Genomic DNA, 24,028 nt, shown 5'->3' with positions numbered 1-24,028 from the left:
AAGAGTTATATTTTATTTTCCGTTTTTAGCAAAAAGAATCGCTCTTTCCAAAATCTCATCTTTTCCTTGCTGAATACCTAAAATAGTTGGTTTTACTTCAATATCAGGCACGATTCCTATACGTTGGGTTTCTTTTTTATCTGGATAAAAAACGCCTATTCCGCTAAATGCAGTATAAAATCCTTTTATTACCTGAAACCTACAAACATTTCCATCAGCGCCAGCAGTCTGGCTTCCTATTATTGTAACATCTGGTGCCGTTTTCATGCTCATTGCTGTAAATTCTGCGTGGCTTTGCGTATTTTCATCTACCAAAACAATAACTTTCCCTTTATAATGATTTGGATTTTCACTTCCAATATCAAAATTTTTACTCCAATAAAATTTCCCTGGATAAGTGATATCTGGATAAGTAAATCTCGCAAAATCTTTTGATTGAGAATTGATCCACTCGGCGATTGCAGACATCACACCATTAGGATAGCAGCGATTATCAAAAATTATAGCTTTTGTATCATTTAAGTTTTTGATTAAAGCAGGAATATCATCATACATAAGCGAAGTAAAATTTACATAGCCTATATTGCCTTCCAAAAGTTTCCATTTTTCTTTCTCTTCAGGCTTTATCTTCATATCCAAATAAACATAACGGTTTATAGATTTAACAGCCGTCTTCTCATCTCTTGTATATTCAATTTCTGCATTTTTTGAACTTCCATTAAAAACAGCCGTATTCGAATTTCTTAAAACTGTTGGAATATTAGAACCTTCGATATAATTTATTTTTTCTTTTAAAATTTCAGCAACGGTTTTACCATCAATTTTTGTTATAACATCGCCAATCTTAATATCGTTTAATTTTGCAAGAGAATCATTTTTTAAGCTTATAACAATAGCTTTATCATCAATAATTTTCGTTTCAAAAGGGACGAATTTATTTCCAAAAAAATCTAAATACAGAACTTTCGTTCCAAAAAAACCATGCGAATCATCCAGTTTTACAATCAACTCTTTCATTGCCAAATGAAAATCAACTTCTGCTTTAGGATTAATAAATTTGGGAAGCATTTCATTTAAAGAATTATCCCAATGTTGATCCATTTGATATTTGTAGGGAAAGAAATATTCTACATAATTCCAATATCTAAACAAAGTTAAAATTCTCAGGTTTTTATTAGTCCACACAAAATCCGGATAAACTATTTCATTCGTAATTTCTTCAAAAACTCCCTTTTCATCATCTTCTGTAAATTGGATATAAAATTGTTTATTCTGAATCCTGTTTTCTTCGATAAATTTTAATTTTTTAGAAAGTGTTTTAGAAAACAATTCTTTATTAGAAATCCATGATAAATCGAAGTTTTTATTAAAATAGTCCTTCTTTTTTTCAGACGCAACCGTTTTATAAGGCTTTATTTCTCCCAAAGAAGCAATCCAATTTTCTATTACTAAAGAAAATGCTTCAGAGGTTTGAGCTTCTTCAACTTTTGGAAGAATTTGAAAGAGTTGTTCATCCCAATTTTTACTTCCATCTGTCACATTAGGATGATAATATTTCAAAAATCCCCAAACTTTACAAGTGGCGGCAAGTTTTTGGGTTTCGTTTATTGGTTTTGAAAATGAATTTTGAAAAAATAAAAGAATAGCAACGAGTAGAAGTTTTTTCATTTAATAAAAATTGGTTTTAGTTAGTAATAGTTTTTGGGCAATCTTAAACTTGTTCAAAAATATTTTTAAACTGATACAAAATTCTTTCAATTAATCGCAGATCTTCGGTTACAATTTCTGCGCTTCCTTTCATTTCCTGCTGAAAAACAATTTGCTTATCATAAGAAGTTTTTAATCCGTTTGGAAGAGCAACATCTACCAACAGATTTCCGTCTTTGTCTGGCACTAAAGAAATATTTTTAATCTCCCCTTTTAGAACGCCAAATTCTCTATCTGGATAATTTGCGAGACGAATATTAACACGTTGCCCTACTTTTATTTTTCCTGAATTTAAAGCCGGAGCTTTCACTTTTCCTATAAACGTATTTTTTGCATCGGGAATTATCGAAAAAACATTATCTCCCACATTAATAGTTTGATTTTCATTCCAAACCTGCAAAAAAGTAACTACACCGCTAACAGAAGATTTTAATGTATAAGTCAGTTCCCAATCTTTTATAACTTTTTTTAACTGATAAAAAGATTGCGCCATGCTTCTACCTAGATTAACTTCTTCTTTTGTGCTATTTATCTGCGAATTTTGACTTGATTTAGTATTATCAATCAACGAAGATTTTATTTGAGAAATCGAAGTTAAAAGTCCTTTATAGCTCTTCATTGCCTGAAGATATCCCAATTTTTTAGCTTCCATTTCTTGAGCAGAAATAATGCCTTTATTGAATAATGTTTCAAATCGTGCAATTTCATTTTTCTGTAATTGGAGTTCGCTTTCGTTCAGCACTTTTTGTTGCTGAAGAATATCCAATCTTTCTTTAAGCTGAATTTTCTCAGAGCTTTGCGCTATACTTTCAATTTCAAAAGGATGCAGACTTTCATTCAATTGCTGTGCTTGATAATCTTTTTGAAAAACAGCAAAAGCACTTTCAATTTCTCCTAATTGTTTATTTTTTAGTGATTCAAAAGGAAAAGCTTTTTTCGAATTATTAATATCGTAACTGTCCACAATGCTTTTAAGCAGAAAAACATCTCTGTAATTCGCTGTATTTTCAATAATTGCAAGCGTACTGTTTTTTGCAACAGGCGTTTTATCTTTAACTAAAATAGCTTCTATACGACCAGAAGATTTTGAAACAATTCTCTCTGGCGGAATATTGGTTGTAATTACAATTTCTGTTTTAACAACATCTGGATATTTTACAAACCAAGAAACAAAAAACAGCATCACGATAATGGCAAATATCAAAACCGTTCCCCATCGAATCATCCAATGTGGTACTTTGGTCAAAATGTCCTGAACCTCTTCGCTCCTTAATTCAAATGTATCTTCGTTCATGATTAATTCCCTAATTGTAATTGATTTCTAACCAGTTCAAAATAATTTCCTTTTTGTGCTACCAATGCAGAGTGGCTCCCCATTTCGATAATTTTACCTTTATCTAAAACCACAATCTGATCTGCATTCATAACCGTACTCAATCTATGTGCAATTACAACTACTGTTTTATCTTTGAAAAAAACATCGAGTTTTTTCATAATTTCTTTCTCATTATTGGCATCTAAAGCCGATGTCGCTTCATCAAAAAACAAAATTTCCGGATTTTTATAAACCGCTCTCGCAATAAGCAAACGTTGTTTTTGTCCCGTACTCATTCCTAATCCTTCAGCACCTATTTTTGTATTAAATCCAAGAGGCAATCCACTTATATATTCTTTAATATTGGCAACATCTGCGGCATAAACCAATCTTTCTTTATCAATTCTATCTGTTCCAAAAGCAATATTATTGGCAATTGTATCGCTAAAAATAAATCCTTCCTGCATCACGGCTCCAATATTTGATCTCCAAGCTTTTTGAGAAATATTTTTTAGTTGTGCATTTCCAATTGTAACTTCTCCTTTTTCGGGTTCGTAAAATTTTAAAAGCAGTTTCATCAAAGTTGTTTTTCCGCTTCCGCTAACACCAACAATTGCGGTTACTTTATTGGCTGGAATTACTAGATTCAAATTGTCTAAAACTGGAGTATCTGAGCCTAAATATCGGTAAGAAAGATTTTTAATTTCAATATCAGCATCATGCGGAATTTCATTTGTCTGATGAGCTTCTTGCTGCAATTCATCTTCTTTTTGATGAATTTCAGACAATCTAGCAAGCGAAATTTTGGCATCTTGCAATTCTCTTACAAACTCTATTAATTGTGTAATTGGACCATTTAAACTTCCTACAATAGCACTTATAGCAAGCATCATACCCAGCGTAATAGAACCTTCTATTACTAACTTGGCAGAAAGAAGAATGATGAAAATATTTTTTAATTCGTTAATTACAGAAGAGCCAATTGTCTGAGATTGTTCTAAAACCAAACCTTTTATCGAAACTCTAAAAAGTCTTGCCTGCACATATTCCCACCCCCAGCGTTTTTGTTTTTCTGCGTTGTGGAGTTTTATTTCCTGCATTCCGTTTATAAGTTCCATAACCTTATTTTGCTCATTAGAAACTTCAGCAAAACGCTTATAATCTAATACTTCTCTTCTTTTTAAAAACAAAGTAATCCATCCGAAATAGAAGAAACTTCCCAGAAAAAACACTAAAAATATCTGCAAGTTAAAATAAGCCAGAACTGCGCCCATGACAAACATATTAATTACAGAAAAAAGCACATTTAAAGAAGATGTAGTAAGAATTTTTTCGATTCTTCGATGATCATTTATTCGCTGCATAATATCTCCCGTCATTCGGACATCGAAAAAGGAAATCGGCAGATTCATTAATTTTATAAAGAAATCTGAAATCAGCGAAATATTAATTCTTGTGGACAGATGAAGTAAAATCCAGCTTCTGATTAATTCTAAACCTGTTCTTCCGGCAAAAATAAAAAGCATTGCAAAAAGAATTAGATAGATAAAATTAATATTCTGATTCTGGATTCCGACATCGACAATACTCTGAGTCAAGAATGGAAAAATAAGATTCAGCAAACTGCTGGCAAGAAGACCAATTGCCAATTGAATTAAAAAAGATTTATATTGAAATAAATACTGCGAAAGAAATCTAAAACCTAAACCTGAATTTTCTTCTTTATCAAAATCAGATTGAAAGAAATTTGGTGTTGCTTCTATTAAAAGTGCGATTCCTTCTTTTGTTTCATCATCTGCATTATTTCCAATCCAGAACTTAACAAATTCTTCTTTATTATATTCTAGAAGTCCAAACGCAGGATCTGATATGTAGAATTTTCCTTTTTTTATTTTATAAAGAACAACATAATGATCTTTATTCCAATGAAGAATACACGGAAGAGGCGCTTCTTCAATTCTTGTTACAGACAATTTTACGCCTAAAGTTCTAAAACCAATTTTTTCGGCGGCATCACTCAAAAAAAGCAGATTACTTCCTTCACGAGTTGTTTCGCTAAAATCTCGCAACTCCTGAATATTGATTGTTTTGCCGTAATATTTAGCTATAATTTTTAAACAAGTAGGCCCACAATCTTTATTATCAGCTTGTCTGTAATGAATGAATTTTTTCAATTTATTTTGATTTTCACGAGCAATTTAAGAAAAAAAAATCTTGTTAATCCATAAAAAAAAACAGAGAAGACATAAATCTTCTCTGTTTGGCTATTCATAAACAAATTTTCTAGCAACACAATTTCTTTAGGACATGGCCGCGGTTTTACCCTAACCAATTAAAATTAAACACAGCGGCCAACTCCTAAGAATCTTAGTACCAATCATCAATACTAAGAAAATGCTCAATGTTCCACGATCGAGCGCCTATACATTCAAAAAAAACATGACTAAATTCTAAATAAGGCTATATCGTATTACTCTAAAAAAGTTAAAAAATCAACAACAAAGACGACTTGTATCACAAATACCAGATACTGTATTTTTTGGACAAGTTTCGCCTGATGATATTAAAATGCATCCCGCTTCTAAGGCGTAAACCCAACATTGAGGAATTCCTCCTTTTATGGTTTTCTGCTCACTTTTATTAATAGTGTGAGCATCTTTAAGACTTAAAATTTTTTTCAACATAACTAATACCCTTTTTTTAATAGTAACAGAGCTTTTAACTCTGTTACTATTTAAATATTCAAATTAGCAAGCATAAAATTTATCAGCTGTGGCATTGTAACAATTTGGTTCCGATGATTCGCCACCTAAAATGTTTTTCTGCTCTTTTTTTGTCAGCTTTTTTGTCTCTTTACTTTTTAAAATTTTTTCTAACATAACTGGTTATTTACGTTTTCTGGGTTTAAGCCTCAAATCTGTAAAAACTTGATGCTTGAGTTTTTTTTTCTGCTAACAGCTTCCAACGTAGCTATTTGGTAAGCAGCTCCAATATGCCGGAACAGTTCCAAATTCTGTACATCTTTTAGCTTTAAATCCGTCATCACAAATAGGAGCATTTCCTCCGTTTATTGTTTTTTGCTCACTCGCAGTCAATTCTACTGCACCTTTCAATTTCAAAATATTCTTTAACATAACTGCAGGTTTTTGGGGTTATTATTGTTTTAATTTTAGGCTGTTTTTTCTAAAACTTGAACTTCATCAACAAAATCATTCAAGAAATATTTTAATTCATTCAATTCATATTCGTTAGGAAATAATCTTTCATTTACAATTTTTACTGGTGTATAATTAAAATTATTCATTGAACACCAATCGTATTGTTTTTGAATTTCCTGACTGATCATCATACTAACAGAATCTACAGACCATTTTTTTAACCATTTTTTGTGTACCATTCTTTTAATGTACCAATCAGAAATAGCTTCGACAGTTTTTCCTGGAGTTATTCTATTTATGGTTAACAATCTCTCAACAACAGCTTTATATGGATTGTCGTTGTTTTCTGGATTAATATTAAAAAGAACGTTTAAATATATTTTATCTGGAAACTTCAATACCAAATCAAAAGCTTCTTGAAATGTTTTGTAACAATGTCCGCAACTTGGACTTATAATTATTGAAAGTCTTACTACTGCATTTTTATTTCCAAAATTTAGACCTCTTAATTCTTCAAATCCTTTAGTATATTTTACTTTTTTAGACAAGAAGTTTAATAGAGAATAATTTCTTTTAAACTTTTTAAGTTCTTTTAATGAATTCTCATTATCCAAAATGTTTTTAATCATCACTTTTACTGCTGCCCAAATTGGAATCAAAAGCAATAAAGAAAACACATAAGGAAAAATTGTATTTAAGCTAAAACTCAAAGTAAATAAGTCTGATGAAAACCATATTACACTCTGAACTAAAATCAAGAATGATACTGCTAAGCACATAACGCACCATTTTTGAATTTCAAATTTTTGAATCCAAATAGAGCAAACTACCAATGGAATTGCCAACAGACTTAAAAAACCAACAAAAATGGCAGAATTTAATGGCTGTATTAAAATGGCAATAATGCTTGCACTAAAGAATAATAATGGTAAATCTGAAAAACTTAACCACTTATTTGCAATATCATCGTTGAAACTTATTACTGAATGACAAGAAGAGTTAGAACTTAAATTACAAAATTTTGAAATTACAGTGTTTTTAACACCCCATTTCTGCTGAACAATAAATATGCTCACTACTAAACCAATTATCGACGTAATTAAAAATGAGCCGCTAAATAAATCAAAGCTGTTATAGAAAAATGATAATCCGATTAAAAGAACAAGTGGCAAGAAATATTTCAACCAATTGTATTCTACTTTCAAATTTTCTCTTGCAACAACATTATTGGGTTCAATGGCAACAATTACTCCGTTCCAGTCTAAAAGAAATTTATCATAAGATAATTTCTGGCTTCCTTTTTTTGTCGTTGTAATTCGAACACCGTTTTTAATCTTTTCGACTAGAATTAATTCATCTTTAAAATAGGCCAAAAAATTTGATGGCAGATCTACAATTTGTTCCTTCGAAACTCTTACCGCTGCGTTCTCTACAGAAAGCAAATCGAACGAGTCTGTAATTGCAAATAAACTTGGATAATTTGGATGAGACAAAAACAGATCCTTGAACTCATTTTTTATGTCTGAGTATTTGTTGATTTGAAGAAATTTTTGGACCAGTTTTAACATCGTTTTCGACCGTTTTTAAATCATGAATACAATGCAAAGATTGGGGTTTTTATTGATAAATATCGCATACGTGCATACATTTTATTAATTATACCACATACAATTTATAAATTATACCAAGTATAGTACTTGTTTTAATTTATTGACATACAAGTAATTACATTGTTATTTTTTGAATAAAAAACTCAGAAAGCCATTTTTCGATTAACGGTTTATGTTTTTGTCTAGTTTTGGAATAGAAATAATTCAAACATCAAAAAACATGAAAAAGAAACGATAAAAACTCTATTATTTTAAAGAAAAAAAGTGGTCAGAAGAGTATGAAAAACAACTCCAAAAGTGATCAAAAAAGACCCTTAATTGCACCAAAATTACCTCTCAAAAAAAGCAAAATCAAACATTTCAAAGTGAGATTTAACTTATAAAAGAAGTTCAATTTTACAGCTTTTTTTAATCAAAATAAACCAAAAATTTTAGCGTAGCCAATTTAAAATTATCGATTTTATCGCATTTCTAAATATCGCTTAAAAATATTTATGAAAGATTATTTGTATTAAAATATAACCTAAAATAGAAAAGAAAATGAAAAATCCTAAATCAAATTTCGAAGATTTCAAGAATGAAAAATTAGTAACAGCTGAATTAAAAGTGATTCGTGGCGGTGACGGTGAGACTCCTGTAGATCCAGGGAAAAATAATGGCGGAAACGGAAATACCTAAATAATTTCCACCTAATATACAAAGCATCCAAAAAAATCAATTATTAAGACATTAAAATATAAGCATCATGAAAAATTATAAAGCAAATTTCGAAGATTTCCAAAATGAAAAATTAGTGGCAACTGAATTAAAAGTAATTCGTGGCGGTGACGGAGAAACTCCTGCAGATCCAACAACACCACCAGTAGATCCTGGAAAAAATAATGGCGGAAACGGAAATACATAGGCCATTTCTACCTAATATATAAAGCATCCAAAAAATCAATTACTAAAGACATTAAAATATAAGCATCATGAAAAATCCTAAATCAAATTTCCAAAATTTCCAAAATGAAAAATTAGTGGCAGCTGAATTAAAAGTGATTCGCGGCGGTGACGGAGAAACTCCTGCAGATCCAACAACACCATCAGTAGATCCTGGGAAAAATAATGGCGGAAACGGAAATACATAGGCCATTTCTACCTAATATTAAAGCATCCAAAAAATCAATTACTAAAGACATTAAAATATAAGATCATGAAAAATCCTAAATCAAATTTCCAAAATTTCCAAAATGAAAAATTAGTGGCAACTGAATTAAAAGTGATTCGCGGCGGTGACGGAGAAACTCCTAATCCAACACCACCACCAGTAGATCCTGGAAAAAATAACGGCGGAAACGGAAATACATAAGACAAAAAACGTTCTAAATATTACTCGCAAATTGAGCTGGGGATACTCCAGTTCTTTTGCGAAATGATTTTGCAAATGAAACTGCATTTTAAAACCAACACTTTCTGCTATAGCCTGAGTTGAATATTTACGATACAAATGATTTGTAATCATCTGATTGATAACATAATTTATTTTCAATTCATTAGAATATTCCCCAAAAGATTTTCCAAATCTTTTATTTACTACATAAGATAGATACGTAGTATTTGTTTTTATTTTCTTAGCAACATACGAAAGGGTAAAATCGGCATTTAGATATTCTAACTTTTCTTCTAATGCCAATAACTTTTCTACAATCTTATTTTCTTTTGCTTCATCAATGCTAAGATTTGCATTTTCTTTCTTAAGCTGAATTTCATCTAATTCTGGTACGTCGGCAAAAACTTCTTCAATTGCAACTTTATCAATTTCAGTATTTTCAATTTCTTTTTTCTCCAGATTAGCTTTAAATTCTTCAATCAAAGCATTCATTTTCTTATGTGCTTTATTTTTATCTCGAATACTTTTAATTAAGAAAAAAACAATTCCGATAACTAGAATTACATAAAATACTTTTAACGCTTTATTCCAAAAAACCTCATATTTATACTTTTCCTGAACATCTAACATTTCTTCGCTAAGATCTGCCGTACCAAGCTTATAATTTACTTCGAGAGCTTCTTCTCTCATATTTCCCTCATATTTTTCATAGGAATCTAAGTATAACTTAGAATGCTTATAAGCCAATTCAGGTTCATTTTTGATGCTGTAAATTTTTGCCTGAAGATAATTGGATTTAAAATAGCTATTATCCATCATCTTATTTTTGATACTTATCGAATCTACTTTCTTTAAAAAAATAAGTGCTCGATCGTATTTCTTTAAGGTGAAATATAAATCGCCTAAATTAAAATTGGAAATTTGGTATAAAAAAGCATTGTTACTTTGCTTTGCATAAATCGCTATATCGTAATAAATCTTTTCTGCATTACTAAAGTCTTTCTTAAATGAATAGATATTTCCTAAACTTAATTTGGAAGTAATTTTATTGTCTTCAAATTTTTCTGAGTACGATATTGCCTTTTTGTAGAAATACTCTGCTGAATCTAACAAATATGCTTTATCCCGATTTTTACCATAATAGCCTTCAAAAGAATTTCCTAAATTGGTATAAGTATTGCTTTTTGCATTTTGAAATTGATCCTTCTCATAAAGGTTTTCATTCTTATCTAAAAAAGCATCATTTTGTTTTAAAATTTTGATCGACAGCTGATAATTTCCAACACTTTCGTTTATCAAAGCCATATTTGCTTTAAACTTTACCATCTGTATGACATCGTTTATTTGAGAAGAAAGTTTGATTCCTTCTTGATAAGCACTTAAAGCCTGACTGTAATTATGTCTTTTCCAAAAAACAAGACCACGAAAATTACATAAGTAGGAATGAGTTTTTATTTTCTTATTAGATTCTGGAATTTTTTTAAGGTGAATTAATGCCTGAGCATAGCTTTTATCTGAGTTTATGCTATCACCTTTTAATTGATAAAGATATGAAGCTGCTCCACTAGCGAACGTCAAATGTTCTGGATCACTTGACTTTAACAATTCTTTAACAAATGTTAAACCCTCATCGTAATTTCCATTGATGCTGAAGCGTATCTTATCTTGTAATTCTATATATTTCTGCTCGGATAGCTCCTTATTTGATTGAGCCACACCGGTATTAAGTATCAAGAAAAATAAAAAAGAGATTATCAGCCTCATTTAATTTAGTTTTTGGTATTCAAAAATAGTCTATAAATTATCAATAAACTACAATTAATTTGCCAAATTCCTATTAATTTTATTTTTGTCTTGAAAAAATATAACAATTAAGACGCTATTTGTTATATTTTTATTGCGTAAATTTGTTTGTTAAAAATTAAAAAACATGAAACCAGACCTATTTCAATCTCCAGATTACTATAACTTAGACGATTTGCTAAGCGATGAACACAAATTAGTTCGCGAATCAGCACGTGCATGGGTTAAAAGAGAAGTTTCTCCTATTATAGAAGAATATGCACAAAAAGCAGAATTTCCTAAACAAATTATAAAAGGTCTTGGCGAAATTGGCGGTTTTGGTCCATACATTCCTGTTGAATATGGAGGAGCTGGTTTAGACCAAATTTCTTATGGTTTAATTATGCAGGAAATCGAAAGAGGCGATTCTGGTGTAAGATCTACCTCATCTGTTCAATCTTCTTTAGTAATGTATCCAATTTGGAAATATGGAAATGAAGAACAAAGAATGAAATACTTACCAAAATTGGCAACGGGAGAATTTATCGGTTGTTTTGGTTTAACAGAACCCGATCATGGTTCAGATCCAGGAAGTATGATTACCAATTTTAAAGACATGGGAGATCATTATCTTTTAAACGGAGCAAAAATGTGGATTTCTAACGCACCTTTTGCCGATATTGCGATTGTTTGGGCAAAAAACGAAGAAGGCAGAATTCATGGTTTAATTGTAGAGCGTGGCATGGAAGGATTTTCGACTCCAGAAACTCATAATAAATGGTCGCTTCGTGCATCTGCAACTGGAGAGTTAATTTTTGATAATGTAAAAGTTCCTAAAGAAAATCTTCTTCCAAATAAATCTGGTTTAGGTGCACCACTTGGCTGTTTAGATTCTGCTCGTTATGGAATTGCTTGGGGCGCAATCGGTGCCGCAATGGATTGCTACGATACTGCTTTACGCTATTCTAAAGAGAGAATTCAATTTGGAAAACCAATTGGAGGAACTCAATTACAGCAGAAAAAACTCGCAGAAATGATTACCGAAATCACAAAAGCACAATTATTAACTTGGCGTTTAGGTGTTTTAAGAAACGAAGGAAAAGCAACTACAGCACAAATTTCGATGGCAAAACGCAATAATGTCAATATGGCGATTACTATTGCTCGTGAAGCTAGACAAATGCTCGGAGGTATGGGAATTACTGGCGAATACTCAATTATGCGTCATATGATGAATCTCGAAAGTGTTATTACTTATGAGGGAACTCACGACATTCATTTATTAATAACTGGAATGGACGTTACCGGAATTCCAGCATTTAAATAATTGATATTTATTAAAATATATACAAAATCAATCTAAAAAGCTTCTTCTAACAGAGAAGCTTTTTATCTTTGCATCAAAATTTTTTTAAAATGAATATCGAAGCGATAAACAAAAGCATCCAACCACAAAAAGACCAACTATTAAACCACTCTTTATATAATAAGATTCAGAACATAGACGACTTACACAGTTTTTTAGAAACTCACGTTTTTGCTGTTTGGGATTTTATGTCTTTATTAAAAGCTTTACAAGCCAAACTTACCTGTACTACAACGCCTTGGTTTGCGACTAAAAATCCTGAAACTCGATATTTAATTAATGAAATTGTTCTTGCAGAAGAAACAGATTTGACTATTGACGGAAGAAGACAAAGCCATTACGAAATGTATTTGGAGGCAATGGAAGCATGTGGAGCAGATACAACTGGTGTTTTAAAATTCTTATCAGAAGTAACTTCTCTTCATAATATATTCGTAGCAATCAAACAAAGTTCATTGCATCCAAATGCAAAAGAGTTTTTAGATTTTACTTTTAGAGTAATCGAAGAAGGAAAACCGCACGAAATTGCGGCTGCATTTACTTTCGGAAGAGAAGATTTGATTCCGAGTATGTTTACGCAAATACTGACAAATTTCCAGAAAAATCTTCCAGATACTGATTTAACAAAATTGCTTTATTATTTTGAAAGACATATCGAATTGGACGCTGACGAACACGGTCCAATGGCAATGCAGATGATTACAGAATTATGTGAAGACGATGCTCAAAAATGGAAAGAAGTAGAAGAAGTTTCTATTCTTGCCTTAGAAAAACGTATCGGACTTTGGAATGCCATCGAAGAAGAAATCGTGATGAAAACCGAAATGGTTTAAAATCCAAACCCACATATTTAACGTAACTATTTGTTTAAAGCCATCGATCTAATTTAAACAAATTATGAAACCACATTTTAAACAAATAGTTACCGTTATATTTTCTATTTTTCTTTTGAGTTGCACTGCCGAAGAAAGCAATTCTACACCAATTACTACTACTCCACCAGTTGTAAATCCACCAGTTGTAAATCCGCCAACAACTATTCCGAGTTCGATAAATTATTTGGCTTTAGGAGATAGTTATACAATTGGTCAAAGCGTTTGCGAAACTTGCCGTTTCCCAGAACAGCTCAAATCGAGTTTAAGAACAATGTTTTCGAGTACCATTTCGCTAAAAATAATTGCAACTACCGGATGGACAACCTCTAATTTATTGGCAGCAATCGATTCTCAAAAACCAGAATCTAATTACGATTTAGTCACACTTCTAATTGGAGTTAACAATCAATATCAGCGTAGAGATTTTTCTGTTTACGAAAAAGAATTTCCAGATTTGGTCAACAAAGCTGTTATGCTGGCCAAAGGCGATAAAAAAAATGTTGTCGTAATTTCTATTCCAGATTACGCTTATACACCTTACGGAAAAAATCTTGCTGGCGATCAAAGTGCCAAAATTTCGGCAGAAATAACCAAATACAATTCCTTTGCAGAAAACTACTGCAATACGAATCAAGTCGCTTTTGTCTCAATTACAGATATCACACGCGAGGGGCTTAACAGTCCGAATCTTGTGGCTTCAGATGGTTTGCATCCTTCCGAATCTGCTTATAAACTATTTGTCGATAGAATGATGCCGAAAGTCAAAATAGCGTTGCAGAATTAATTTTTTTATTTTTTGAAGCAGAGATTCTCGTTTTCAAAACACCTTTAGTCCCTCTATCCGCTTTATCTTTTGTGTTGAACCCCAACACAAAAGGATATCGCTTCTATCGGGGCTAGATTAGAAATTTTTGTTTTCAGAAGAAATTACTTTTTAGTTTTCCAAATAAAACCATCCAGCAAATAATGTGTAAACTGCGGAACACTCAACAACGGAACTAACAAAATCTGCCAACTCGAAAAATCGAAACTGCTAACGCTGATATTTTCATTCCAAACAAAAAATTCCCAAAGAAATTCTTCCGAAAAGGCAATTAATAACAGAATTCCAATGTAAATTAAAATTCCTTTGTACTGTTTTAAAAAAGACAAACTTCCTAATTCTGATGACGATTTTCCGTCGATTTCTTTAAAATAAACCAAAGCCATATACGGAATTCCGTGCGAAACGACATTCAATAAAGTAAAAATCAAATCGTCATTAAAATACACAATTCCGAAATACCAAGACAATGCTGTTCCTAAAATAATGCTGTTTTTCGGAATATTAAAAAACTGATTTTGAATAGATTTTACGGCCGTATAAACGATATACAAAATCAAAATTCCGATATAAATCCAAAACAGGATTTCAAGAATTCTTTGGTTTTCAAACCTAAAAAATTCATTTTCTACAAACCAGTTGAACTTTCGCTTAGACGAAAAAAACCAATATAACATTGGATATCCAGTCGAAGCATAAATCGCAAGATTATCAATCCAAACCGAGAACTTCGTTTTCGTTTCTTTTCTGGCATACAATCTCATAAAACCATATTGCTGTCTTATAAAATGAAAAACAGCTACATAAGCCAGAAACGACCAAAAAACTAAACTTCCGAAAGAAAAAAGCACAATTCCGGTTGCAAAACAAATTAACGGTAACAGAATTAATCGTCTTTTTTGTTTTTGAAATTCATCAGCAACAAAATAGGTCTTAAATAAAGTGGCGTAAACGTGTGCTACATCAATAAAAACAATCAGAAAAAGCCAAGTGTAAAAAGAATAATGCTCTTCGATTTGGGTAATATAATCCTGAAACAAGAAGATAATCCCCAATACAAAAAAAGACGGTCCAATTATAAAAGATAAATCGGTTTTGGCTTTATGAATCCACGGTTGTTCCATCTACAATTTCATTTACAACATTAATTCCTTGATGAAAAGCTTCTTCAAAAATCGAAATTCCCGATAAATCGCTGTGTGCGAAATAAATCTTTTTTTCAATATTCTGTTTTGCCTGTTTTTTCGCTTCACCAAAAATAAATCCTGGCGCAGGCGAAATCATTCCGTGACCTAAAAGAAAAACTTCAATATCTTCTGTATATTCTTCAATATCTGGATGAGCGACTTTTAAATCATTCAAAACAAACTGTTTCCAGTATTCTTTATCTTTTTTATAAAGCTCTTTTCTGGTTTTCTTCAAATCAGCAGACGAAAAACTGTAATAATACGTAATGACTTTTTTATCCTGAACCTGATTCACAGTCTGATGCTGATCGTAAACATAACCTAAACCTTTTGCATCGTAAATTACATTATCCCACGAAAGTGGAAAACTAAAATTATCAAATAAATCATTAACAACTAAAGTTGCTAAAAGCCAAGGCGTATAATGAAAATCTTTGGTAAATGCTTTTCTGTCTTGAATCAAATACTGATTTACAAATTGCGGAGAAGCCATGATAACTTTATCAGCAATAATTTCGACAGACGATTTATTGACATCATCAAAAGCTTTTGCGATTACTTTATTCCCTTCTGTTTTAACTTCGTAAACCAAATGATTTTTCAGCGTTTTATCTTTAGTATATTTTTTCAAATGATTGGCTAATCGAGAATTTCCTTCTGCCCAAGTTAAAACGCTGTCGTGTTTTTCGGGCGTGCAATCCTGCTTTCTTCCAGCAAAATAATGAATTCCAGCCCAAGCCGAAACGTATTCTATTCCTAAACCAAAATCGTCTTTACAGCAATAATCGATATAATTGTACAAAGGTTCTGAAGTAAAATGATTTTCTTGAAACCATTTTTTCATCGTGATTTTATCTAAAGCTCTCGTTTTTTGATCTGAAGAAGAAAGATAAAGTGGAATATCAAATAAAAATTTCTGATCTTCTCCTTTTCCCGTTCTGAAAATATCCATTTGTTTGAAGAATTTATCGAACTCCAAATCATCAGAAACCGAATTTCCTTCTTTCGGAACTACGCCTTCTTGCCAATTATTTTTATAAAACAAACGTTCGTCTGGCGCAAAAGTCAATTGCAATTCGTCAAAAACAGGAAATCCTTTTGAATCGTAACTCAAAATTATTTTTTCTTCTTGAAGAAAATGAAGCAATTCTTTATCTTGAAAATTCGGCAAAGGCAAATAATGCGCGCCTAAAGGATATTTCGAATATTTATTTTCTCCGTTGGAAGAATTTCCTCCCAAATGATTTTCTAATTCTACCATTAAAAAATCGGAAATTCCTTTTTTATGAAATTGGCGCGCTGCGCTTAAACCAGATATTCCTCCGCCAACAATTAGATACGGAATCTGGATTTTTTTTGTTGGTTTAGGAAAATCTTTTATCCATAAACGATGTCCGAGCAAATGTTTGGTACCTGATAAACGAATCATGATAACCGCAATTTTATCAGAACAAAACTGCAGAAACGGAACCGCAATTAAAGCCGTTCCTACTATTTTTATAAAACTTCTTCTGGATTTATTGCAGTTTTCCCCACTCTTCATCAAAATAGCGTACTAAAATTTGGTTATCCAAACGATTGATTTCGATTTGGTTTGAAATCATATCATTTGTAAAATAATTAAAACGGTCAAATTGATAATTGTAAAACTTCAATTTATCTGCTTTTCGATTTACAGTATTAAAAGTGGTTCCGAAACCATTTATCGCAATCGTGTAACCCCATTCTCCAAACGACGGAACATAAGCATGATACGCATCAACTTGAGGAAAAACCTGCATCACCGTTTTATTGATGCACCAAAAAGATTTCGGCGCAAAATAAGGCGAAGTGGTTTGTATAACAACCGCCGCATCTGGCTGTAAAATGGTTTTGATGGTTTGATAAAAATTAAGCGAATACAATTTCCCCAAACTATAATTAGAAGGATCTGGAAAATCGATTATGGCAACATCAAATTTTTCTTTGCAGCTTTTTGCCCAAATATATGCATCTCTATTGATTACTTTTACTTTAGAATTATTCAAAGAATTTTGATTGAAATTGGTTAAAACTGTATTTGTTTTAAACAACTTCGTCATTCCTGCGTCTAAATCTACCAAAGTTACTTTTTCAACATCTTTGTATTTTAAGATTTCTCGAACTGCCAAACCATCTCCTCCGCCCAAAACCAAAACATTCTTAACACTTTTTGCCATTGACATTGCGGGATGCACCAAAGCTTCGTGATAACGGTATTCGTCTGCAGAACTAAATTGTAAATTATTGTTTAAATAAAGCCTGTAATCGCTTTTATTATGCGTTAAAACAATACGCTGATATGGTGTCGAATTGGTATAAATAATGTTTTCTCCGTATAATTTCCCTTCTGAATACGCTAGAATATCATTCGAAAAAACAAAAACTGCCAGTAATATCACAAAAGAGGAAATGGCTTTTACTTTTAGAAAATAGACTTTTTTTAATTCTCTTTCTAACAAAAAACACAAAGCAATTGCGATACTTACGTTGATCATTCCGAAGAAAAGCGAAGTTCCCATGATGCCTAATTTTGGCACTAAAACTAACGGAAATAAGATTGAAGCCAATAAAGCTCCGATGTAATCAAACGTAAAAACATTAGAAACCAAATCTTTAAACTCAACTCTGTCTTTTAGAATATTCATTAAAAGCGGAATCTCTAAACCGACCAAAAAACCAGTTACAAAAACAAATAAATATAAAATGAATTGAAATGAGCCAACATTTTCGAACAATAGAAATAAAACAACAGAACTTAATCCGCCGATAAGTCCCACTAAAATTTCGATTTCCACGAAAGTGTTCAGCAGATTTTTGTGAAAAAACTTTGAAAAAAACGAACCTATTCCCATCGAAAATAGGTATACGCCAATGATAAATGAAAATTGCTTTACCGAATCGCCTAATAAATAACTTGCCAAAGTTCCTGCAACTAACTCATAAATAAGTCCGCAAGTGGCAATTATAAATACAGCAAAAAGTAAAAGAAATTCGAACCTAAGAAACTTTTTACCCATGAATTGCGGCACTAATAATCATTGAAATTCCAATGATAAATGCTGCCAAGACAATCGCAACAGCAACATTGTTTTTTTCTACCACTTCTTTCCAAGTATTTTCTGGAGTAAGTTTTTCGATAATAAAATAACCGATTAATAAAATTACAATTCCTAAAAGAGAATAAATAATCGAATTTACTATTGGTTGAGCGTGAATTAATTCCATACAGATTGATTTTTTTATTTGTGATAAAAACGGTTATAAGATGTTCGGCTTCCCGCCGTGCTATATTTTTCGGTTGTTTCGCAATCGCAGATTCTATTTCCTGCGAGAGCAAAGTACATATAAACTCCAAAACAAAAGAATCCAATTGCTAATGAAGCCCAGTTGTTATTAAAGAAATCAGAAATTTTATTCATAGTCGTAAGTTGAATAGGAACTATCTGCCCATCTATTTTTTTCAAATTGATTTTTAAAGAATCTTATAATAAAGAAAATTACAACCATTGCGATAATAACCAGCCATACGTTTCGACTAGAAGGTTCGTTCCAGATTACATTAATGCGCATGGCGTTATTTTTAACATCTTCAGGCGCTTTCATAGGCGTAATTCCAAGATGGTATTTTCCTGGCTTTACTCCACAGATATTAAATTTTTCAGAACTGCTTCCTTCTCTCCAATATTCTCCATCTGTATAGCCAGAATAATATTCAATGTCTTTATTGGCGTAAATTTCGTCACTTGTATCTTCGTTAATCAAGGCAATATTAAGATTCGCCCAAGAATTATCAACGTCTGTAGAAACCGAAATTGTCATTGGAGCCGAAGCCCCTTTGAGCTCAAAAGTCGGACTCGTAATTTCTTTATTATCAGATTTGCTAAATTGTATCGTTTGAGAAAAAACAGCTTGCTCAAACTGATTTCTATAGATATACCAATTTGCCGTTATGATCAGCAAAGCAAAAAGACAGAAAATAATAGCTGTGTTTTTAAGATCAAAAAGAGACGGCTGAATCATACCTGTTCCTGTTTGATACGGCAACTTTATTCCTGGAAATGCTTTTCTGATTTTGCTTTTACTAACATATTCGCCATGAAATGCAGTCTGAACATTATTCACTTTTTCTACCGAAACAATGTAAGGCGGATTTATAAATTCGGCTAAATGCGTTTTTTTGTTTGGAAGCTGAAAATCAAAAAATCCTTTTGCATCGATTATTTCAGCATCCGAATGTTCGAAAAGATCATAATCCTGACCATCATAATCCAGAACTTTAACTCCTTTTTTAAGATCGTCAATCTTTTCCAGTTCGGTAAGCATCATCCAATGTCCGTTTGAAAGGGACAGATAGAGAAATTCTTTTGCTTCATTTTGCAAAATAAATTCTGTCCATCTATAATCAGGATGCACTTTTTTTCTCAGGATACCAGTTACTTTATATTCACTTCCTTTTAAGAAACCCTTTTCGCCAATAACTAGCGGATACGTTTCTGTTTCTGCTTTATATTTTGATTTTCTGCGAAATTTTCCTTCATCGTCGGCTTCATATAAACTTCGACAGATCGGGCAAACAAAATTTACTACTTCAAAACCAACCTCTAATTCGGTTTCTACATTACAATCGTAACAAGGAATCTTCATATCTTATCGGTTAATTTCAAAATCTTTAATAATTTCTGCTTCAAAATAGGCAATATAATCTGCCATTACAGCACGCACTTTTTCTGAATTATCCTGAAGATAATTGCACAAATAAACATCTAAAGTAAGCTGATTGTATTCTGGCCAAGTGTGTATACAAATATGCGATTCTTTGAGACAGTACGAAATCGTAAAACTATCATTTTCAAAATCATGCACGACAGCGCCAACCTTTTCAAGTTCGTATTTTTCTAAAATGGAATTGGTAATCGTAACAAAGCCTTTACTATCTGTAAGCCTCTCTGTTTTGTCGACATGTAAAGTAACCAGTTTATGCAGTCCTGGCGAATAAGGAGGTAAATCCATCAAAATATTTATATTACACAGGAGTCAAATATATAATAATTTCTGTAACAAAATAATGAGGAAAACCGTATTTTGGATATACTTTTTTTGAGAAGAAACTATTGTTTTGAAACTTTTTTAAAATGATAGCCTAAATTGTAATCAGAGCCTGCCCAGAAAAGAAATAAAATTGCGCCCGAATTATCGTAACAATAATGAACTAAAAGTCCGTTGTCTTTTGCGAGTCCGATTCTGGTTTTGTTATTGGTATAACCACCCGCAAGATACGGAATACCATTTCTTTTTAAATATTTGTTATCGAGATAAAAGAATCCGTTTTTTAGTTTTCCGCTCAATTCAATGTTTTCTATTTCTACATTATCTTTTTTGGCTGTAAACCTCAATTTGTTTTGATTAACCAGTTCTATTTCAACCCAATAAACAGCATTATCATCATATTTTATCTCTTTAGAAAAGACAAAATAGTCCAAACCTTGTCTTACTTTAGAATCTGAAGAAACTATTAATTCGGCGTTTCCTTTTTCGTTGTACTTCAAATCAGGAAACAATTCGTAAGTTCCTTCTAGTTTGGATAAATCATTTTGTGATAATGATTCTTTATTTTCTCTCATCATTTTATCTGAAAAAGAAGCGCAGGAAGAAAAAAGGAGAACTATTACAAAACCTATTATTATTCTCATAAATTATTTGTTTACCTATTTTAAATATAATCTTTATTTCAGTAAACAACGCAACCATTTCAAAATATTGCTATCTTATTAAAATACAAAACATTACTTCTTTAACTTTAGTAACCATTAAACCTAAATAAAATGAAAAACCTAATTTTACTTGCAACTTTATTTTTATTTATCAGCTGTTCAAACGATGACAATAGTGCTAATGGAGATATTACAATTACATCGGTCGGACAAGGAAGTTTAACCTCTTCAACAATCGAACGAACTAATATGGTAATTACGAATAAAATTACCTGGGAGGCATTAAAGGCTAAAATGAATGAAAAAAATAATACTACCAGAGATTTTAAAGAAACAGATATAGATTTCTCTAAATTCAATATTATTGCCGCTTTTTACAGACAGTACAATATGTCGACCTCCATAGATATTACAAAAGCTACGATGCGCTCAGGCGAAATTATCGTTACAATAGAAAACTTAAAAGTTGGCGTAACAAATGATGTTTCACAACCCTTTCATATTGTAAAAATTCCAAAATCCTCAAAAAAAATTGTTTTTGAACAAATAAGAAATCCGCTTTTACCAGAATAAAGCTGTTTTTATAAAAAGGATAAAAATAAAAAACCGCGATTTCAATTAATTGAAATCGCGGTTTTATTTAGCAGAAAGGAAGGGATTCGAACCCTCGATACAGTTACCCATATACTAGCTTTCCAGGCTAGCTCCTTAAACCACTCGGACACCTTTCTATTTTGGTCTGCAAATAACACGAAAAAAATTGAGTTACACAAAGTAAATTTTTAAGATTCGTTTATGCTTTTTCTAAATTCTTCCATAAACAATTTTACCGCCTTTTTTTGGTATCCGCCTATTGTCAGCATAAAAGATTCTCTCTTGGTTGCAACACCAGTAATCTGAATCGATTTAAGCTGATCCCAACCTTTTAAGGCTTTTTCTGCTACAATAGTTGCCCAATCACTGTTTTCTACCATTTGCAATAATGCATGTATGGAATGCAGTTCAATCGAGATTTTTGGCGTCATATTAAATTTCTGAAACAACTCTTCTACAAATTCTCTCGAGTTAGAACCTTTTCCCGGCAAAACCAACTCAATCTCATCCATTTTTTTGAAAGCGATTTTGTCTAAATGTGCCAAAGGATGTGTTTTGGAAACTGCCATTACCATATTCGAAATAAACAAAGGCACTTTCTGAATCGGAGCTTCAATCGGATGCGACGAAATAACTAAAACAACATCCAATGCATTATTAAGAAGTTTTTGTTCTAATGCTTCTGTTGTTCCGTACTCGACGACAATTTTTAGATTTTGATATTGTTTTGCAAATGCATGAACAATTGGCAAAATCAATAATCCAAAAATATAGGTAACGCCAATTCGCAGTTCGCCGCCAATCATTTCGTTTAAATCTTCGATTGCCTGTTTTCCGTTTTCTATGTTTTCAACGACTTTTTTGGCGTGAACTAAAAACACAGAACCCGCTTCTGTCAATTGTACTTTTTTTCCAATTCGCTTAAATAACGGCAGACCTAACTCTTCTTCGAGTTTTTTTATTTGCTGCGAAAGTCCCGATTGTGTTACAAAACACAATTCAGCAGCTTTGGTAAAGTGCAAAACCTCAGCTGTTTTAATAAAATACTGTAATTGATAGATTTCCATATTGATAAGTTTTACTACTTATTATCAGTAAAATTATTAATTTTTCTAATGAAATCATAATCCCGAACTTTGTATCAAATAATTAACATCATGTTTAAAGCCTTAAAATCAAAAAATTTCAAATTGTTCTTTTACGGACAATCTGTTTCAGTTATTGGTACTTGGATGCAGAAAACTGCCGTGAGCTGGATGGTTTACAGTATTACGGGTTCTGTTTTTTTGTTGGGATTGGCTACTTTTTTGAGTATGATTCCGTCTTTGTTTTTAGCGCCTTTGGCAGGAAGCATAATTGGACGTTATGACAGACACAAAACACTAATTTTTTTACAATCTCTTGCGATGTTTCAGGCGGCAACTTTAGCTTTGCTGATTTATCTCAAAATATACAATATCAACTTCATTTTAGCATTAAGTTTAATTCAGGGAATTATTAATGCTTTTGATATGACTTGCCGTCAAACCATGATGATTGATATTGTCGACAATAAAGAAGATCTTCCAAATGCGGTTGCTCTAAATTCAACAATGAACAATTTTGCCCGTATTGCTGGTCCTGCTCTTGCCGGAATTATTCTGCACGAATATGGAGAAGATATCTGTTTTATTGGGAATTTCTTGAGTTATATTCCTGTTTTGATTTCATTACTTCTAATGAAATTAACACCACATATTAAAGCCGAAAACAAACTTAATATGCTCGACGACCTTTTGGAAGGTTTAGATTATGTTAAAAAAGAAACCGAAATGGCAAGAATGCTAATGATGCTTACTTGCAGCAGTTTATTTGTTATTTCTTTCAATACTTTGATGCCCGTTTTTGCCAAAGATATTTTTAGCGGAAATGCTGAAACTTTCAGCTGGTTCGAAAGCGCTGCCGGAATTGGATCTGTTCTATCTGCCATTTATTTAGCAAATCTAAAATCTGCAGAAAACATGAATAAATTGATGATTAGTGCGAGTTTACTTCTTGGTTTTAGCGTAATAATATTAGCCCTTTCAAACAGCATTACTATCGCTTTGATTTGTATGACTTTGAGCGGAATCGGAATGATGGGACAAACTTCATCTATTAACATCTACATTCAAACACATAGTTCTGTTAATATGCGTTCTAGAAGTATCAGCTATTTTATGATGGCTTATCAGGGAATGATTCCTGTGGGAAGTTTAATAATTGGCTACGTTTCTCATTCGCTTGGCGTAAGAACTACGGTTGCGATTCAGGGAATTATTTGTATTCTTTCTGTATTGGTTTATGTATATTATAAAAAACATAAAGTAACTGAAGAAGACTTGGAAACTTGTCCAGTTCATTATAAAAATTCCAAGTTTTAATAAATCCCAATAAAAAATTTCTAAATTCCAATTCAATTATCGACAATCTTGTCATTTCGAGGAACGAGAAATCTTCGCAAGTAACTCCGTACCAAAAAGCACCAA

General features: G+C 31.9%; 24 protein-coding genes and 1 tRNA gene. 8 read left to right on the top strand and 17 right to left on the bottom strand.

The genetic code is table 11. The features are described from left to right. Positions 1 to 12 precede the first annotated feature (12 nt). From NYQ10_RS06035 to NYQ10_RS06010, 6 genes are all read right to left on the bottom strand, one after another. A complete protein-coding gene (locus NYQ10_RS06035) occupies positions 13 to 1,668 on the bottom strand; it encodes a S41 family peptidase (protein ID WP_289879328.1) in 1,656 nt (551 codons plus the stop codon). A 43-nt stretch (positions 1,669 to 1,711) separates the two neighbouring features. Continuing rightward, positions 1,712 to 3,001: an HlyD family secretion protein gene (locus NYQ10_RS06030; protein WP_289879327.1), complete on the bottom strand. Its 1,290-nt coding sequence runs from the start codon at positions 2,999 to 3,001 to the stop codon at positions 1,712 to 1,714. Positions 3,002 to 3,003: 2 nt separating this feature from the next. Next, the gene (locus NYQ10_RS06025) at positions 3,004 to 5,196 is read right to left on the bottom strand and encodes a peptidase domain-containing ABC transporter (protein WP_289879326.1); all 2,193 of its coding nucleotides are present in this window, start codon (positions 5,194 to 5,196) and stop codon (positions 3,004 to 3,006) included. A gap of 573 nt (positions 5,197 to 5,769) precedes the next feature. Further along, on the bottom strand, positions 5,770 to 5,901 hold the full coding sequence (locus NYQ10_RS06020; protein ID WP_260402231.1) for a hypothetical protein: 132 nt from the start codon (positions 5,899 to 5,901) through the stop codon (positions 5,770 to 5,772). A gap of 72 nt (positions 5,902 to 5,973) precedes the next feature. Beyond that, on the bottom strand, positions 5,974 to 6,156 hold the full coding sequence (locus NYQ10_RS06015; protein ID WP_184158327.1) for a hypothetical protein: 183 nt from the start codon (positions 6,154 to 6,156) through the stop codon (positions 5,974 to 5,976). 35 nt (positions 6,157 to 6,191) lie between these two features. Next, positions 6,192 to 7,748, bottom strand: coding sequence for a vitamin K epoxide reductase family protein (locus NYQ10_RS06010; RefSeq protein ID WP_289879325.1), 1,557 nt, complete (start codon positions 7,746 to 7,748; stop codon positions 6,192 to 6,194). Positions 7,749 to 8,330: 582 nt separating this feature from the next. Here NYQ10_RS06010 and NYQ10_RS06005 point away from each other — a divergent pair. The 3 genes from NYQ10_RS06005 (at position 8,331) to NYQ10_RS05995 (ending at position 8,920) form a co-directional block, all read left to right on the top strand. Continuing rightward, the gene (locus NYQ10_RS06005; RefSeq protein ID WP_289879324.1) at positions 8,331 to 8,468 is read left to right on the top strand and encodes an rSAM-modified peptide; all 138 of its coding nucleotides are present in this window, start codon (positions 8,331 to 8,333) and stop codon (positions 8,466 to 8,468) included. A gap of 67 nt (positions 8,469 to 8,535) precedes the next feature. Further along, positions 8,536 to 8,694, top strand: coding sequence for an rSAM-modified peptide (locus NYQ10_RS06000; RefSeq protein ID WP_289879323.1), 159 nt, complete (start codon positions 8,536 to 8,538; stop codon positions 8,692 to 8,694). Between the two features lie 67 nt (positions 8,695 to 8,761). Then, entirely contained in the window at positions 8,762 to 8,920 is a 159-nt protein-coding gene (locus tag NYQ10_RS05995) for an rSAM-modified peptide (RefSeq protein WP_289879322.1), read from the top strand. A gap of 125 nt (positions 8,921 to 9,045) precedes the next feature. Here the strand turns inward: NYQ10_RS05995 and NYQ10_RS05990 are convergent, their stop codons facing one another. Next, complete coding sequence (locus tag NYQ10_RS05990; RefSeq protein WP_289879321.1) at positions 9,046 to 10,926, bottom strand: AraC family transcriptional regulator; 1,881 nt, start codon at positions 10,924 to 10,926, stop codon at positions 9,046 to 9,048. Between the two features lie 166 nt (positions 10,927 to 11,092). Between NYQ10_RS05990 and NYQ10_RS05985 the strand changes: the two genes are divergently transcribed. From NYQ10_RS05985 to NYQ10_RS05975, 3 genes are all read left to right on the top strand, one after another. Continuing rightward, positions 11,093 to 12,271 (top strand): acyl-CoA dehydrogenase family protein, encoded by a 1,179-nt coding sequence (locus NYQ10_RS05985; RefSeq protein WP_229353179.1) that lies wholly within the window; start codon positions 11,093 to 11,095, stop codon positions 12,269 to 12,271. Between the two features lie 89 nt (positions 12,272 to 12,360). After that, positions 12,361 to 13,143, top strand: a complete 783-nt coding sequence (locus tag NYQ10_RS05980) for a DUF3050 domain-containing protein (protein ID WP_289879320.1) — start codon at positions 12,361 to 12,363, stop codon at positions 13,141 to 13,143. Between the two features lie 64 nt (positions 13,144 to 13,207). Further along, positions 13,208 to 13,969, top strand: coding sequence for an SGNH/GDSL hydrolase family protein (locus NYQ10_RS05975; protein WP_289879319.1), 762 nt, complete (start codon positions 13,208 to 13,210; stop codon positions 13,967 to 13,969). 143 nt (positions 13,970 to 14,112) lie between these two features. Here NYQ10_RS05975 and NYQ10_RS05970 read toward each other — a convergent pair whose 3' ends face one another. The 8 genes from NYQ10_RS05970 to NYQ10_RS05935 all read right to left on the bottom strand — a co-directional run bounded on the left by NYQ10_RS05970 (position 14,113) and on the right by NYQ10_RS05935 (position 20,906). Further along, the gene (locus NYQ10_RS05970; protein ID WP_289879318.1) at positions 14,113 to 15,132 is read right to left on the bottom strand and encodes a hypothetical protein; all 1,020 of its coding nucleotides are present in this window, start codon (positions 15,130 to 15,132) and stop codon (positions 14,113 to 14,115) included. Next, positions 15,110 to 16,738, bottom strand: coding sequence for an NAD(P)/FAD-dependent oxidoreductase (locus tag NYQ10_RS05965; RefSeq protein WP_289881011.1), 1,629 nt, complete (start codon positions 16,736 to 16,738; stop codon positions 15,110 to 15,112). The genes NYQ10_RS05970 and NYQ10_RS05965 overlap by 23 nt, the downstream gene beginning before the upstream one ends. Continuing rightward, entirely contained in the window at positions 16,713 to 18,233 is a 1,521-nt protein-coding gene (locus NYQ10_RS05960) for a polyamine aminopropyltransferase (RefSeq protein WP_289879317.1), read from the bottom strand. The genes NYQ10_RS05965 and NYQ10_RS05960 overlap by 26 nt, the downstream gene beginning before the upstream one ends. Beyond that, positions 18,226 to 18,441, bottom strand: a complete 216-nt coding sequence (locus NYQ10_RS05955) for a DUF350 domain-containing protein (protein WP_223707051.1) — start codon at positions 18,439 to 18,441, stop codon at positions 18,226 to 18,228. Before NYQ10_RS05955 ends, NYQ10_RS05960 begins: the two co-directional genes overlap by 8 nt. Positions 18,442 to 18,455: 14 nt before the next feature. Further along, the gene (locus NYQ10_RS05950) at positions 18,456 to 18,635 is read right to left on the bottom strand and encodes a hypothetical protein (RefSeq protein ID WP_289879316.1); all 180 of its coding nucleotides are present in this window, start codon (positions 18,633 to 18,635) and stop codon (positions 18,456 to 18,458) included. Further along, a complete protein-coding gene (locus NYQ10_RS05945) occupies positions 18,628 to 19,860 on the bottom strand; it encodes a DUF4178 domain-containing protein (RefSeq protein ID WP_289879315.1) in 1,233 nt (410 codons plus the stop codon). The genes NYQ10_RS05950 and NYQ10_RS05945 overlap by 8 nt, the downstream gene beginning before the upstream one ends. Positions 19,861 to 19,863: 3 nt before the next feature. After that, the gene (locus NYQ10_RS05940; protein ID WP_289879314.1) at positions 19,864 to 20,226 is read right to left on the bottom strand and encodes an S-adenosylmethionine decarboxylase family protein; all 363 of its coding nucleotides are present in this window, start codon (positions 20,224 to 20,226) and stop codon (positions 19,864 to 19,866) included. 98 nt (positions 20,227 to 20,324) lie between these two features. After that, a complete protein-coding gene (locus tag NYQ10_RS05935; RefSeq protein WP_289879313.1) occupies positions 20,325 to 20,906 on the bottom strand; it encodes a hypothetical protein in 582 nt (193 codons plus the stop codon). A gap of 132 nt (positions 20,907 to 21,038) precedes the next feature. Between NYQ10_RS05935 and NYQ10_RS05930 the strand changes: the two genes are divergently transcribed. Further along, positions 21,039 to 21,500, top strand: a complete 462-nt coding sequence (locus NYQ10_RS05930) for a hypothetical protein (RefSeq protein ID WP_289879312.1) — start codon at positions 21,039 to 21,041, stop codon at positions 21,498 to 21,500. 71 nt (positions 21,501 to 21,571) lie between these two features. Here the strand turns inward: NYQ10_RS05930 and NYQ10_RS05925 are convergent. Together NYQ10_RS05925 and NYQ10_RS05920 are read right to left on the bottom strand one after the other, a co-directional pair. After that, positions 21,572 to 21,658, bottom strand: a tRNA-Ser gene (locus NYQ10_RS05925). A 51-nt stretch (positions 21,659 to 21,709) separates the two neighbouring features. Next, the gene (locus NYQ10_RS05920) at positions 21,710 to 22,588 is read right to left on the bottom strand and encodes a LysR substrate-binding domain-containing protein (protein ID WP_289879311.1); all 879 of its coding nucleotides are present in this window, start codon (positions 22,586 to 22,588) and stop codon (positions 21,710 to 21,712) included. A 90-nt stretch (positions 22,589 to 22,678) separates the two neighbouring features. On the opposite strand from NYQ10_RS05920, the gene NYQ10_RS05915 reads away from it, so the two are divergent. Beyond that, positions 22,679 to 23,923 carry an MFS transporter gene (locus NYQ10_RS05915; RefSeq protein WP_289879310.1) on the top strand — a complete coding sequence of 415 codons (1,245 nt, stop codon included), beginning with the start codon at positions 22,679 to 22,681 and terminating at the stop codon, positions 23,921 to 23,923. Positions 23,924 to 24,028 lie beyond the last annotated feature (105 nt).

This window comes from Flavobacterium johnsoniae (assembly GCF_030388325.1).
GTDB classification, from domain to species: Bacteria; Bacteroidota; Bacteroidia; order Flavobacteriales; family Flavobacteriaceae; genus Flavobacterium; species Flavobacterium johnsoniae_C.
Note: the sequence above shows the minus strand (reverse complement) of the source record. Positions and strands in the feature narration are given on the sequence as shown.